The organism is Micromonospora sp. NPDC049645 (genome assembly GCF_040675155.1).
Lineage (GTDB): Bacteria > Actinomycetota > Actinomycetes > Mycobacteriales > Micromonosporaceae > Micromonospora.
In genome coordinates this window covers 173,297-187,250 of the sequence record NZ_JBFAOI010000007.1, presented here as the reverse complement: position 1 = coordinate 187,250, position 13,954 = coordinate 173,297, and the positions used below count along the sequence as shown (strand labels likewise).

The 13,954-nt window shown below is 72.0% G+C and carries 12 protein-coding genes; 5 read left to right on the top strand and 7 right to left on the bottom strand.

Annotated elements, in window-relative coordinates; translation table 11 throughout:
* Positions 1 to 5 precede the first annotated feature (5 nt).
* Positions 6 to 179, top strand: coding sequence for a hypothetical protein (locus tag AB0J33_RS18205; RefSeq protein ID WP_363614922.1), 174 nt, complete (start codon positions 6 to 8; stop codon positions 177 to 179).
* 76 nt (positions 180 to 255) lie between these two features.
* Here AB0J33_RS18205 and AB0J33_RS18200 read toward each other — a convergent pair whose 3' ends face one another.
* The 7 genes from AB0J33_RS18200 to AB0J33_RS18170 all read right to left on the bottom strand — a co-directional run bounded on the left by AB0J33_RS18200 (position 256) and on the right by AB0J33_RS18170 (position 10,510).
* A complete protein-coding gene (locus AB0J33_RS18200; protein WP_363614920.1) occupies positions 256 to 1,371 on the bottom strand; it encodes an acetate kinase in 1,116 nt (371 codons plus the stop codon).
* Entirely contained in the window at positions 1,368 to 3,437 is a 2,070-nt protein-coding gene (gene pta / locus AB0J33_RS18195) for a phosphate acetyltransferase (RefSeq protein WP_363614918.1), read from the bottom strand. The genes AB0J33_RS18200 and pta overlap by 4 nt, the downstream gene beginning before the upstream one ends.
* A gap of 187 nt (positions 3,438 to 3,624) precedes the next feature.
* The gene (locus tag AB0J33_RS18190; protein WP_007464679.1) at positions 3,625 to 3,810 is read right to left on the bottom strand and encodes a DUF6104 family protein; all 186 of its coding nucleotides are present in this window, start codon (positions 3,808 to 3,810) and stop codon (positions 3,625 to 3,627) included.
* Between the two features lie 127 nt (positions 3,811 to 3,937).
* Complete coding sequence (locus AB0J33_RS18185; protein ID WP_363614916.1) at positions 3,938 to 7,693, bottom strand: multifunctional oxoglutarate decarboxylase/oxoglutarate dehydrogenase thiamine pyrophosphate-binding subunit/dihydrolipoyllysine-residue succinyltransferase subunit; 3,756 nt, start codon at positions 7,691 to 7,693, stop codon at positions 3,938 to 3,940.
* A 245-nt stretch (positions 7,694 to 7,938) separates the two neighbouring features.
* Positions 7,939 to 8,763, bottom strand: a complete 825-nt coding sequence (locus AB0J33_RS18180) for an ABC transporter permease (RefSeq protein WP_363614913.1) — start codon at positions 8,761 to 8,763, stop codon at positions 7,939 to 7,941.
* Entirely contained in the window at positions 8,760 to 9,701 is a 942-nt protein-coding gene (locus AB0J33_RS18175; protein ID WP_363614911.1) for an ATP-binding cassette domain-containing protein, read from the bottom strand. The genes AB0J33_RS18180 and AB0J33_RS18175 overlap by 4 nt, the downstream gene beginning before the upstream one ends.
* A gap of 161 nt (positions 9,702 to 9,862) precedes the next feature.
* Positions 9,863 to 10,510: a hypothetical protein gene (locus AB0J33_RS18170; RefSeq protein ID WP_363614909.1), complete on the bottom strand. Its 648-nt coding sequence runs from the start codon at positions 10,508 to 10,510 to the stop codon at positions 9,863 to 9,865.
* Between the two features lie 151 nt (positions 10,511 to 10,661).
* On the opposite strand from AB0J33_RS18170, the gene AB0J33_RS18165 reads away from it, so the two are divergent.
* The 4 genes from AB0J33_RS18165 to AB0J33_RS18150 all read left to right on the top strand — a co-directional run bounded on the left by AB0J33_RS18165 (position 10,662) and on the right by AB0J33_RS18150 (position 13,927).
* Positions 10,662 to 11,438 (top strand): GNAT family N-acyltransferase, encoded by a 777-nt coding sequence (locus AB0J33_RS18165; protein ID WP_363614907.1) that lies wholly within the window; start codon positions 10,662 to 10,664, stop codon positions 11,436 to 11,438.
* A complete protein-coding gene (locus AB0J33_RS18160) occupies positions 11,435 to 12,373 on the top strand; it encodes a lysophospholipid acyltransferase family protein (RefSeq protein ID WP_363614905.1) in 939 nt (312 codons plus the stop codon). Before AB0J33_RS18165 ends, AB0J33_RS18160 begins: the two co-directional genes overlap by 4 nt.
* Before the next feature lie 118 nt (positions 12,374 to 12,491).
* Complete coding sequence (locus tag AB0J33_RS18155; protein ID WP_363614903.1) at positions 12,492 to 13,316, top strand: DUF4097 family beta strand repeat-containing protein; 825 nt, start codon at positions 12,492 to 12,494, stop codon at positions 13,314 to 13,316.
* Positions 13,313 to 13,927 carry a PadR family transcriptional regulator gene (locus AB0J33_RS18150; protein ID WP_363614901.1) on the top strand — a complete coding sequence of 205 codons (615 nt, stop codon included), beginning with the start codon at positions 13,313 to 13,315 and terminating at the stop codon, positions 13,925 to 13,927. The genes AB0J33_RS18155 and AB0J33_RS18150 overlap by 4 nt, the downstream gene beginning before the upstream one ends.
* The last annotated feature ends 27 nt before the right edge of the window (positions 13,928 to 13,954 follow it).

Here is a 13,954-nt window from a genome sequence, read left to right as displayed (position 1 = left end):
CCGACATGCCTGAGAACTACACGGACCCCAGCGGCAACACCGAGGCGTTCCGCGCCTTCACCCACACGCCGGAGGCCGCCGCACAGACGGAGGCGCCATCCCGCCTGCCGCTCATCATCGGTGTGGCGGTGGTCGTCGTCGTGCTGGTGGCACTCGTCGCCTGGCTGGCGGCCAACTAGTCGAGTCGCCTGGCTGGCGAGCAACTGATCGCGTCGCGCACCCCCGGGCCTCCCGGGGGTGCGCGACTGCGTGCGTTCAGGCGGCTCCGACCGCGTCCCGGGTCTGCCGGGCGATCTCCCGCTCCTCGTCGGTGTGGATGACGCAGACGCTCACCTCGGTGCCGGCGGGCGAGATCACCCGGTCGCCGTCGCCGTCGTTGCGGGCGTCGTCCACGGCGATGCCGAGCCGTTGCAGGCCAGCCAGCGAGGTGGCCCGGACGGGTGCCGCGTGTTCACCGACGCCGGCGGTGAAGGTGATCGCGTCGACCCGGCCGAGCAGCGCGTAGTACGCCCCGACGTACCCGGTGATCCGCCGGCAGTACACGTCGAAGGCCAGCTGTGCCGCCCGGTCACCGGCCGCCCGGCGCTGGAGCACCTCGCGCATGTCGTTGGCGCCGGTCAGCCCGAGCAGGCCGCTGCGGTGGTTGAGCAGGTCGTCGATGTCGTCCACCGACAACCCGCCCTCCCGGCGCAGGTGGAAGATCACGGTGGGGTCCAGGTCACCGCTGCGGGTGCCCATCACCAGCCCTTCCAACGGGGACATACCCATCGAGGTGGCGACGCTGCGACCGTTCTCCACCGCGCAGGCGCTGGCCCCGTTACCCAGGTGCAGGGTGATCGTGTTGATCTGCTCGTACGGGCGGCCCAGCAGCTCGGCGGTGCGGCGGGACACGTACGCGTGCGAGGTGCCGTGGAAGCCGTACCGGCGGATGTCGTACCGCTCGGCGGTGTCCCGGTCGATCGCGTACGTCGCGGCTGCCTCCGGCAGCGTGTGGTGGAACGCGGTGTCGAAGACGGCGACCTGCGGTACGTCCGGCAGCGCCGCGCGGGCCACCTCGATGCCGGCCAGGTTGGCCGGGTTGTGCAGCGGAGCGAGCGGCACCAGGTCCTTGATCGCGGCCAGCACGGCGTCGTCGACCAGCACCGGCGCGCTGAACGTCCGGCCGCCGTGCACCACCCGGTGCCCGACCGCGACCAGCCCGGTGAGGTCCAGCCCGTCCAGGATCTGCCGGACCGCATCGGTGTGGTTCTTCGGGCCGCCGCCGGGCTCACCGATCCGCTCGACGGTGCCATGGTCGAGTGCCCGGTCACCGTCGTAGCGGCGCCACTTCACCGACGACGACCCGCAGTTGAGCACCAGCACGTGGCTCATGACGCCTCCTCGGTGGCCGCCTGGATGGCGGTGATCGCCACCGTGTTGACGATGTCCGGCACTCCCGCGCCCCGGGACAGGTCGTTCACCGGCCGGCGCAGGCCCTGCATGACCGGGCCGACGGCGACCGCCCCGGCGGAGCGCTGCACCGCCTTGTACGTGTTGTTGCCGGTGTTCAGGTCGGGAAAGATGAAGACGGTGGCGTGGCCGGCGACCGGGCTCCCCGGCAGCTTCGTCGCCGCCACCGCCGGGTCGATCGCCGCGTCGTACTGGATGGGCCCGTCGACCAGCAGGTCGGGCCGGCGCTCCCGGACCAGCGCGGTGGCCGCCGCGACCTTCTCCACGTCCGCGCCGGCGCCGGAGCTACCGGTGGAGTAGGACAGCATGGCCACCCGGGGTTCGATGCCGAACCGGGCGGCGGTGTCGGCCGACGAGATGGCGATGTCGGCGAGCTGGGTCGCGTCCGGGTCGCGGTTGACGGCGCAGTCGCCGTAGACCAGCACCCGGTCGGCGAGCAGCATGAAGAAGACGCTGGAGGCCACCGACACGTCCGGCAGGGTACGGATGATCTCGAATGCCGGCCGGATGGTCGCGGCGGTGGTGTGGGTCGCGCCGGAGACCATGCCGTCCGCTCGACCGGTGGCCACCATCAGCGTCCCGAAGTAGTTGGGCTGCGCCACGACGTCGTGCGCCAACTCGGCGGTGACGCCCCGGTGGGCGCGCAGCCGGGCGTACTCGGCGGCGAAGTCGTCGCGCCACCCGCTGGTGACCGGGTCGACCACGTTCGCGTCGCCGAGGTCGATGCCCAGCTCGCGGGTGCGTCGGGCGATGTCGTCCGGCCGGCCGAGCACCGTCAGCTCGGCCACTCCGCGGCGCAACAGGATCTCCGCCGCGCGCAGTATCCGCTCGTCGGTGCCCTCCGGCAGCACCAGGTGCCGGGGCTTCGAGCGGGCCCGGTCGATCAGCTCGTTCTCGAACATCAGTGGGGTGACCCGCGTCGACCGGCTGACCCGTAGCCGGCGGGCCAGGTCGTCGGTGTCCACACAGCGTTCGAACGCGCCGAGCGCGGCCTCCACCTTGCGGGGATTGGCCGCGCTGGGTCGGCCCTCGATGCGGCTGGACGCGGCCACCGTGTCGTAGCTGTCGAGACGCACCGAGAGCACCGCCAGCCCGGTGTTCAGCCCCTCCACCAGCCGCATCACCCGGGGGTCGGGCTGCTCGCCGAGGGTGAGCACCAGCCCGGCCACCGACACCTGCCCGGCCACGTGCGCGGCGCTCGCGGCGACGAGCAGGTCGGCCCGGTCCCCGGGGGTGATCACCAGGGCGCCCTCGGTGAGGTGGTCCAGCAGGGTCGGCACATGTGCCGCGCCGACCACGAAGTCCAGCACGTCGCGGCCGAGCGCGGCGTCGTCCCCGGCCAGCAGGGTGGCGCCGAGCGCCGCCGCCACCTCGGCCACCGTCGGCGCCGACACGCTCGGCACCTCCGGGATGGCGTACGCGGGAACCGGCAGGTCGGGCAGCGTCATCGGCTCGGCCACCCGGTTGGCGATCACCGCGAGCACGGTTGCGCCCAGGTCGGCCAGATCGTGGTACGCCCCCCGCACGGCCGACGCGACCGCCGCCGGCTCCTGCCCGAAGCCGTCCACCACCGGCACCACGACACTGCCGAACTCGGTGGCCAGCCGGGCGTTGAAGGCCAGCTCACGGGGGCGGGCCGGGTCGCCGGGGTCGTCGAAGTCGCTGCCCACCACGACCACCGCCGGGCACTGTCGCTCCACCGCCCGGTACCGCTCGACGATCGCGGAGATCAGCTCTTCCCGACGGCCGTCGGCGACCAGCGCCGCGGCCTCGGCGTAGCTCGCCCCGGCCAGCTCGGACAGCGGCACCTCGACCCGGTAACGCTCACTGAGCAGGGCGAGGATCGCGTCCTGGCCCCGGTCGGCGACCAGCGGCCGAAACACGCCGATCCGCCCGACCTGCCGGGACAGCAACTCCGCCAACCCGAGCGCGACCGTCGACTTGCCCCCGCCGGACCCCACGCTCGTCAGATACACACTTCGGGCCACAGCCCCACCCTAGAAGGTCGCGAGGCCCCGCACCCGGGCCGTCCGACCCTGCGGGTCCGACCCCTCGCCGGCCGTCCCAACCTGCCGGCCCGCCCTCGCCCCGGTGATCATGAGGTTGTCGACCGACACGCCGACGACACCCGCGGACAACGTCATGATCAACGCGCCGGGGTGGGGTGGGGGTGGGTTAGGCGTCTTCGTCGTCGGGGTCGTCCAGGCGGGCCAGGTAGGTGGCCAGGCGTTCGATGGGGGTTTCGAAGTCGGGGTTGAGGTCGACGAAGTCGCGCAGGCGCTCGCCCAGCCACTCCAGGGTGACCTGCTCGTCGCCCCGGCGCTCGACCAGCTCCTCGATGCCACGGTCGGTGAAGTACATGGGTACGTCCTCGTGCTCGGCCCGGGTCGGACCGGGCGGGTTGGGTGGGTCAGCCGACGGGACCTACGAGAGCCGGGGCAGGACCGTGGTGAAACGGCCCTGCCCCGGCTCTCACGCGCAGGTCAGGTCACGGTCGCGGGAGAGCCGCCTCGATCAGCGCGGTCTGCTCGACCTCGTGGGTCTTGGCCGAGCCGACCGCCGGGGCAGCCGCGGCCGGGCGGGAGATCCGCCGCAGCCGGACGTCCGTGAGGTGCTCCAGCAGGTTGAGCGCGACGAACGACCAGGCACCCTGGTTGGCCGGCTCCTCCTGCACCCAGGCGAAGTCGTCCGCGTTCGGGTACTGCGCCAGGGCGGCCCGGATCTCCTCGACCGGCAGCGGGTACAGCTGCTCGATCCGGATGATCGCGGTGTCGGTGACGCCGCGCTCCTGCCGGGCCTGGAACAGGTCGTAGTAGACCTTGCCGGAGCAGAGCAGCACCCGCTTCACCGCCTCCGGTGCCGGGGCGGCCGTGTCGCGCAGCACCGGCTGGAAGGTGCCGGTGGTGAAGTCCTCCACCGGGGACACGCAGAGCTTGTGCCGCAGCAGCGACTTCGGCGTGAACACCACAAGCGGCTTGCGCTTGGGCGACAGGGCCTGGCGGCGCAGCAGGTGGAAGTAGTTCGCCGGGGTCGTCGGGATGGACACCCGCATGTTGTCCTCGGCGCACATCTGCAGGAACCGCTCCGGTCGGCCGGAGGTGTGGTCCGGGCCCTGACCCTCGTGGCCGTGCGGCAGCAGCAGGGTGACGGCGGAGCGCTGGCCCCACTTCACCTCACCGGACGAGATGAACTCGTCGATCACCGACTGGGCGCCGTTGACGAAGTCGCCGAACTGGGCCTCCCAGGCGACCAGGGCGTTGATGTTCTCCACCGAGTAGCCGTACTCGAAGCCCATCGCCGCGTACTCGCTGAGCAGCGAGTCGTGCACGAAGAACCGGGACCGCTCGCCGTCGCCGGTGAGTGACTTCAGCGGGAGGTAGTCCTCCCCGGTGCGGGAGTCGACCACCGAGGCGTGCCGCTGGACGAACGTGCCACGACGCGAGTCCTGCCCGGCGAGCCGGACGGTGACCCCGTCGTGCAGCAGCGCCCCGAGCGCGATGATCTCGCCGAAGCCCCAGTCGATGTTGCCCTCGACGGACATCTTGGCCCGCCGGTCCAGCAGTTGCTGGATCCGCTTGTGCGGGGTGAAGCCCTCCGGCAGGTTGATGTGCGCCTCGCCGATCGCCTTGACCACGGACGCGTCGGTGGCGGTGTCGACCTGCGGCTCCGGCTCCTCCTCGCGGCGCGGCCGGTTGAGCTGGCGCGGCGCCGAGGCGGCGTCCCGGGTGGCCTTGAAGACCTTCTCCAGCTGCGCCTGGTAGTCGCGCAGCAGCTCCTCCGCGTCCTCCACGGTGATGTCACCGCGACCGATCAGCTCCTCGGTGTAGAGCTTGCGGACCGAGCGCTTCGAGTCAATGATCTTGTACATCTGTGGGTTGGACATCGACGGGTCGTCGCCCTCGTTGTGCCCGCGCCGGCGGTAGCAGACCATGTCGATCACGACGTCCTTGTTGAACGTCTGCCGGTACTCGAAGGCCAGCCGGGCCACCCGGACCACGGCCTCCGGGTCGTCGCCGTTGACGTGGAAGATCGGCGCCTGGATCATCCGGGCCACGTCGGTGCTGTAGAGGCTGGACCGGCTGTACTCCGGGGCGGTGGTGAAGCCGACCTGGTTGTTGACCACCACGTGCACGGTGCCGCCGGTGCGGTAGCCGCGCAGCTGCGACAGGTTGAGCGTCTCGGCGACCACGCCCTGCCCGGCGAAGGCGGCGTCACCGTGCACCGCCAGCGGCAGCACGGTGTAACCCTCCAGCTTGAGGTCGATCCGGTCCTGCTTGGCCCGGACGATGCCCTCCAGCACCGGGTCGACGGCCTCCAGGTGCGACGGGTTGGCCACCACCGACACCTTGACCGCGTGCTCGCCGTCGGGGGTGGTGAACTTGCCGTTCTGGCCCAGGTGGTACTTCACGTCGCCGGAGCCCTGCGTCGAGCGCGGGTCCAGGTGACCCTCGAACTCCGAGAAGATCTTCTCGTACGGCTTGCCGACGATGTTGGCCAGCACGTTGAGCCGACCCCGGTGGGCCATGCCGATGACGACCTCGTCCAGCCCGCTCTCGGCGGACGACTCCAGCACCTCGCCGAGCAGCGGGATCAGCGACTCGCCGCCCTCCAGCGAGAAGCGCTTCTGGCCGACGTACTTGGTCTGCAGGAAGGTCTCGAACGCCTCGGCGGCGTTGAGCCGGTTGAGCACGTGCTTCTGCTCGTCGGCGGACGGCTTCTCGTACTTGCGCTCGATCCGCTCCTGGACCCAGCGCCGCTCCTCCGGGTCCTGGATGTGCATGTACTCGATGCCGACCCGGCGGCAGTACGAGTCGCGCAGCACGCCGAGGATCTCGCGCAGCTTCATCCGCTGCCGGCCGGCGAAGCCGTTGACCGGGAACTCCCGGTCCAGGTCCCACAGGGTCAGCCCGTGCTGGAGGACGTCCAGGTCGGGGTGCTTGCGGATCTTGAATTCCAGCGGGTCGGTGTCGGCCATCAGGTGACCGCGCACCCGGTACGCGTGGATCAGCTCGTGCACCCGGGCGGTCTTGTTGATCTGACCCTCGGAGTTGACCGCCACGTCGCGCATCCAGCGCACCGGCTCGTACGGGATGCGCAGCGCGGTGAAGATCTGGTCGTAGAAGCCGTGCTCGCCCAGGATCAGCTCGTGCATCACCTTGAGGAACTCGCCGGACTGCGCGCCCTGGATGATCCGGTGGTCGTACGTGCTGGTCAGCGTGATGATCTTGCTGACCGCCAGCTCGGCGAGGGTGGCCTCGGACATCCCCTGGTAGGGGGCCGGGTATTCCATCGCGCCGACGCCGATGATCGCGCTCTGCCCCTGCATGAGCCGCGGCATCGAGTGCACCGTGCCGATGCCGCCGGGGTTGGTCAGCGAGATCGTGGTGCCGGAGTAGTCCTCCATGGTCAGCTCGTTGCGCCGCGCCCGGCGGACCACGTCCTCGTACGCCTGCCAGAACTGCCGGAAGTCCATCTGCTCGCAGCCCTTGATGGAGGGGACCACCAGGTTGCGGCTGCCGTCCGGCTTGGCCAGGTCGATCGCGATGCCGAGGTTGACGTGCGCCGGGCGGACCACCGCCGGCTTGCCGTTGGCCTCGGCGAAGGAGTTGTTCATCTCGGGGTGCTGGACCAGCGCCCGGACCATCGCGTAGCCGACCAGGTGGGTGAAGCTGACCTTGCCGCCCCGGCCGCGGGCGAGGTGGTTGTTGATCACGATGCGGTTGTCGACCAGCAGCTTGGCCGGGACCGCGCGCACGCTGGTCGCGGTGGGCACGCTGAGCGAGGCGTCCATGTTCTGGACGATCTTCGCCGCGACACCCCGCAACGGCGTGGTCTGCGGGCCGTCGGCGGCCGGTGCGGCGGCCTTGGCGGCCGGCTTGGCCGGGGCGGCCTTCTCCGGGGTGGCCTTGGTCGCGGCCGGCGCGGCCGGCTTGGCCGGCGTCGACTGGGCGGCGGCCGGCTTGCTCGCGGTCGCCGGCTTGGCCGGGGCGCTCGGCTGGGTGACGCTGGCGGCTGCCTCCGGCTGACCGTCCGGCTCGGGAGCCGCGGCCGGCTTGTCCGTGGACTCGGCCGCGCGCGGGGTGCCCGCACCGGGGGCCGGCCGGTAGTCGGCGAAGAAGTCGTGCCAGGCCGAATCGACGCTCGATGGGTCGGCGAGGTAACGCTGGTACATCTCCTCGACGATCCACTCATTCGGGCCGAAACCCGCCAGTGGGTTCTCCTGCGAAGTCTGCTGGGTCGACACGGCCGGTAATCGCCTCTTTCACGCGGGTTGTGTGTCACGCGGTGTGTCCGCCGCGCCCGTTAACGAGCGCGGACAGGACGGGTTCCAGGCTACGCCGTACCGATCCCGCAGGCATTTCCGCCTCGGTCCCGTGGCCGGTTTCACAGAAGATGCCAGAAGTTCAGCAACGCCTGCGTGCCCGATCGACGACTGCTAAGGGATCGCCCGGGGTGGCGGGCCGTGCCGCCGCCACCCCGGACCGTCCGTCAGGAGATGTCGCGTCGACGCATCAGCAGGGTGCCGACCACGCCGGTCACCACCGCGTACCCGATGAGCACGGCGGCGCCGGCCCAGCGGGGCGGGTTGCCGGGGATGTCCGCCCCGGTGACCATCAGTGACGAGGCCAGCGAGGGCACCAGCAGTTGCAGGTTGTTGATCCAGTCGCCCCAACGTTCGGCCAGGATGGCGATCACGAAGATCGCGCCGATCGAGCCGCCCAGGTAGAGCAGGATGCCGGTCACCGTGGCGCCGATCTGGCTGCGGATCAGCACACCGATGCCGACGCCGAAGACCGCCCAGAGCAGGTACGCGAGCAGGTTCAGCCCGATCGCCCGCCAGGCGGCGTCGTTGCCCAGTTGGGAGTCCATCCCGACCGCGCTCAACACCGCCGAACCGGCGACCAGGTTGAGCGCGGTGGTGACCAGCCAGAACAGCAGCGCCAGCACGCCCGCCGCGACCAGCTTGGCGGTCATCACGGCGGTGCGGTGCGGGTTGGTGAGGAACGTCGTGGTGACCGTCTGGTGGAAGAACTCGCTGGTCACCACGATGATGCCGAGCAGCATCACGATCAGCAGGCCGAAGAACTGCCCGGTGGTGAAGAGGTTCGACGACAGCGCGTCCGGACTGGCCGCCGCCTCGAACTGGGCGGACTGTTCGGCCGACAGATCGCCGATGGTGTTGCTGGTCAGGGCGTCGGCCTGCAACCAGTTGATGAGCAGGGTGAGCGCCCAGAGCGGCAGGCTGATCAGCGCGAAGATCCACCAGGTGTTGGTGGTGCGGATCTTGAGTAGCTCGGATCGGACCAGGTTCATCGGATGCCCGCCTTTCCGGCCGTCAGCTCCAGGAAGACCCGTTCCAGATCGGGCCGTTCGGTGGTCAGTTCGTGCAGCTCGACCCCGGCGGTGAGGGCGGCGCGGCCGATCGTCGGGGCGTCCACCCCGCCGACCAGCAGGACACCCTGGTCGTCGACGTCGACGTCGACGGTCGCCGACTGCGCCTTCAGGGCGGCGGTCAGCGCCTCGGCCTGCGGGGTGCGGACCCGGACCCGGGCACCCTGCGCCATCGACCCGAGCACCTGGTCGACCGGACCCTGCCGAACCAGCTGACCGGCCGCGATGATCACCACGTCGTCGGCGAGCAGCTGCATCTCCGACAGCAGGTGACTGGAGACCAGCACCGTGCGGCCCTCGTGGGCGAGGTTCTTGAGGAACCCGCGCATCCACCGGATGCCCTCCGGGTCGAGCCCGTTGGCCGGCTCGTCGAGGATCAGCACCCGGGGGTCACCGAGCATCGCGGCGGCGATGCCGAGCCGCTGCTTCATGCCCAGTGAGTAACCCTTGAACTTGCGCTTCGCCGCCGGGCTGAGCCCCACCAGGGCCAGCGCCTCGTCGGCCCGCTGCTTGGGCAGCCCGGCCGCCGCGCAGATGACCCGGAGGTGGTTGATGCCGGTGCGCCCCTTGTGCGCGCTGGACGCCTCCAGCACCGCGCCGACCTGCCGCAGCGGGTCGGTGAGGTCGGCGTACCGGTGGCCGCTGATGGTGGCCGTGCCGGCGCTCGGCGTGACCAGGTTCAGCAGCATGCGCAGCGTGGTGGTCTTGCCGGCGCCGTTCGGGCCGAGGAAGCCGGTCACCCGTCCCGGCGCCACGGTGAAGGACAGGTTGTTCACCGCCCGGACGCTCTTGTACTGCTTCGTCAGACCGGACACCACGATCTGACCGTCGCTGGTGGGGCTTCGCTGCCCGTCAGTCATCATTCTCCTCCCGTGTGGCGTCGAGTACGCCGTGGCACAGCGTGACGGTCCGTGGCAACAAGGTCAATCAGGCGCGGTCCGTACGTTCGCCTCCGTCGCGCGGTGGAGGCGACTCCTCCCTGCGAACGACTGCCGGGCTCAGCGGGGGCTCCCGGCCGGGTTCAGCGGGCGATCCAGGTGGCCCGAGCCGCGCCGAGCAACACCCCGTCCGGCCCGTACAGGCTGGTGTGCACCAGCGCCTTGCGGCCATCGACGCGCACCAGCGCGCCGGTCACCACGCACTCGTCGCCGGGCTCCGGCAGCGCGGCGACCACGGCGCCGATCCGGCCCAGCAGGTACGGGCGGCCGGGCGCGAGCACCGCCCACCCGCCGGGACAGTCCAGCGCCGCCCAGACCGTGGCCTGGCTGACCCGCTCGGGCACCCGGAACGGCGCGGCGGTCCGCCCGTCCGGCAGCCGGCCGGGAAAGATCCGCAGCCCGTCGGTCCGCTGCGGCCCGCAGACGTAACAGCTGGGGAACGGATGCTCGACCAGGCCCGGGTAGTGGGCCGCGGCGGCCACCGCCGCAGCCAGGTCGACCGGGGGTACGACGGCGTCGATCGCCCCGGCCGGGCGTACCTCGGCCACCAGGTCGCCAGCCGGGTCCCGGACCTCGCCGTCGGTCAGGGTCAGCTCGGTCTCCAGCGGCGGCGGTCGGCGCAGGGTCACCTCGACCGGCGCGTCGCCGCCCGCCGCGGCGGCGAAGATCCCCGCGCTCCAGCCGCCGTTGCCCGAGCTGGGCGGGCCGTTGTAGCGGGACTCGATGCGCATCGTCGACCTCCGGTGGGGGCGCCCCGGCGCCGTCGCCGGTTCGTCCCGCGAGCCTCGCACGGCCGGCGTGGGGCGCATCCGCCGGCATGCGTTCATCCGATCGACACCGGTGGTCCCCGTGGATGGCAACCCGGGCCCTTACACAGATCCCATGGCCGTTCTGCATGCCGCTGGCGCACCCCTGACGACCAGCGGATACACCCTGCTGATCGCCGACGACCCCACCCAGGTCGCGGCCGCGCAACGCCTGCGCCACGAGGTGTTCGCCACCGAGCTCGGCGCCACCCTCCGCCCCGGCGAGGCCGGGCTGGACGTGGACCCCTTCGACGCGTACTGCGACCACCTGATCGTCCGCGAGGACAGCACCGGCGAGGTGGTCGGCACGTACCGGCTGCTGCCGCCGGGACGCACCAGTCGGCGCTACGCCGAGGACGAGTTCGACCTCGGCGCGCTCGACCCGCTCCGGGACGACCTGGTCGAGACGGGCCGGTCGTGTGTGCACCCGGACCACCGCTCCGGTGCGGTGATCAACCTGATGTGGGCCGGTCTCACCCGCTACCTGCACCTGCGTGGCTCCCGCTGGCTCGGCGGCTGCGCGTCGGTGCCGGTCGCCGACGGTGGGCGTACGGTCGCCGAGGTGTGGGCCCAGGCCCAGACCCGGCACCTGTCGCCGCCGCCGCTGCGGGTCCGCCCGTTGCGGCCCTGGTTCAGCGAGCCGGCGGCCGCCGCCGGCCCGACCGCCGCCGGCCCGGCCGGACGGGTCGTGATGCCGCCGCTGCTGCGGGGCTACCTCCGGCTCGGCGCGTGGATCTGCGGTGAGCCGTCGTACGACCCGGATTTCGGCTGCGCGGACTTCTACGTCCTCTTCTCGCTGGACCGGATGAACCCCCGTTACCTGCGGCACTTCCTGGGCGAGGAGCAGCGGTGACCGCCGTGCCGCACGACCTGTGGCGGCCCTCCTCGGGCTGCGACGACGGCTGCCTACCGGCGGCCGGCGAGGTACCCACGGTGTCGGTGGCCCGCCGGGTGCTGCGGTTGGTCGCCGCGCTCGGCATGTTGCTGGCCGGGATCGCGGTGGTGCTGCTGCTGCCGGTGCTGCCCACCCGGGAGCGGCAGGCGCTGGTCAGCGGCTGGGCGCGGGCCACCGCGCGCGCCTTCGGCGTCCGTCTCGTGGTCCGGGGTCGGCTGCCCCGGCGGCGGGCGCTGCTGGTCGCCAACCACGTCTCCTGGCTGGACGTCCTCGCGGTGCTGGCGGTAGCGCCCACCCGGATGGTGGCGAAGCGGGAGATCCGCGCCTGGCCGCTCGTCGGTCTGCTGGCCGCGGCGGCGGGCACGGTCTTCGTGGACCGCGACCGGCCGCGGGCGCTGCCGACCACCGTCGGGCGGGTGGCCGACGCGTTGCGCGCCGGCCGGTCGGTGGCGGTCTTTCCGGAGGGTACGACGTGGTGCGCGGGCGACAGCGCCGCCGACTGCCGCCCCGGCGGCGGCTTCCGGCCCGCGACGTTCCAGGCGGCCATCGACACGGGCAGCCCGGTGGTGCCGTTGCGACTCAGTTACCGCTGCGACGCCACCGGGACGACCACCACGGCGACCGCCTTTCTCGGCGCGGACACCCTGCTGCGGTCGGTGGCACGGGTGGTCGCGGCGCGGGACCTGGTGGTGTCGGTGACGATCGCCGCCGCGCTGCACCCGGCCCGGGACGCCGATCGGCGGTTGCTGGCCCGTGCCGCCGAGTCGGCCGTACACCTGGTGCCCACGGTGGGTGCCGTGACGCGGGCCCGGCTGCGCCCGGTGCCCACCGCCACCCCGGCCGTTGCGGCGCCGCCGCCGGTCGCCGAACAGGAGTTGGACCTGGCGGCCTGAGGGGAGCTACGCCGGGTCGGCGACCAACTCGCGACCTGTCTTGTGGTGTCGCGATGTATCGCGTTACAGTCTCCTCCTGATCGGCGTGCCTCCCGCGCGTCGTCGAGAGGGGGACGCCATGGCCGGCTGGACGGTCGAGAGCCCGCAACGGCTCACCCTGGACGCTGCGGTCGTCCGGCTGGACGTTCGACTGATCAGTGGGCGGCTCAACGTGGTCGCCACCGACGGGCCGACCCGGATCGACGTGACCCAGGTCGGCCGTCGGCCGGTCCTGATCGACCACACCGACGGTCGGCTCAACATCCGCCAGGAGCGCGGTCGGGGCTGGTCGGACGTCCTGCGCTGGTTCCGGATGATCCACCGCTATCCCCGGGTGGACGTCTCCATCGCCGTGCCCGCCGACGTCCTCGCCGACCTGGGCCTGGTCGCGGGCTCCCTGGTCGCCTCCGGCCTGCGCCGGCAGACCACCGTCAACGTCGTCGCCGGCCAGATCACCCTGATGGGGTTGCGCGGCAGCACCTCCGCGACGATCACGTCGGGGCCGGTGGAGGCGCTCGGCGTCCGGGGGGACCTCGCGCTGGAGACGGTCTCCGGCGAGGTGATCCTCGCCGACAGCGCCGCCGACCGGGTGCGCGCACAGACCGTCTCCGGCGCCATCACCTGCGACCTGGACAACCCCCGGGGCAGCGAGATCAGGTTGACCACCATCTCGGGCAGCATCACCGTCCGGATCCGCGAGGACAGCGACCTCGCCGTCCAGCTGAACACCGCCTCCGGCCGGATCACCAGCGGCTTTCCGCAGGTGCGCACCTCGAGGTTCCCACTGCCCAGCAGCGCGGGAGTGCTCGGCGCCGGCGAAGGTAAGCTCTGGGCTTCCGCGACCTCGGGGAGCATCGCCCTGCTCGCCCGAGCGGTCGACCACGACGGGGAGGAGCTGCCGTGACCGCCGTGTTCAGCCACGGGCGGCTCCGGCTCTACCTGCTCAAGCTCCTCGACGACGGCCCGAAGCACGGCTACGAGCTGATCCGCCTGCTGGAGGACCGTTTCCTCGGCCTCTACGCGCCCAGCGCGGGCACCATCTACCCCCGGCTGCAACGGCTGGAGGCCGAGGGTCTGGTCAGCCACACCGCGGCCGGTGGCCGCAAGACGTACGACATCACCGACGCCGGACGGGCGGAGCTGCGCCAGCGGGCCAGCGAGTTGACCGCGCTGGAGACGGACATCGCGGCCTCCGTGGCGGATCTCTCCAGCCTGGCCGGCGAGATCCGCAGCGAGGTACGCGGCTCGGTCCGCGACCTCAAGCGGGAGCTGAGCGAGGCCACCCGGCAGACCCGGCGGGCCCCCCGGTGGGAGGCGCCCGCACCGCCACCCCGGCCGGCGTCGCCACCCGGGCCGCAGGCCGAGCTGTTCGACGAACTCGACAAGCGGCTGGCCGCGTTCACCGCCGAGGTGGGCCGACTGATGCGTGCCCGACAGTTCAGCGACACCCAGCTGCGCACCGCGATCCGGCTGCTCGACGGCGCCCTGGACGGGTTGCGCCGGCTGCTGCGCTGACCGACGGCGACTCACAGCCTTTTTCCA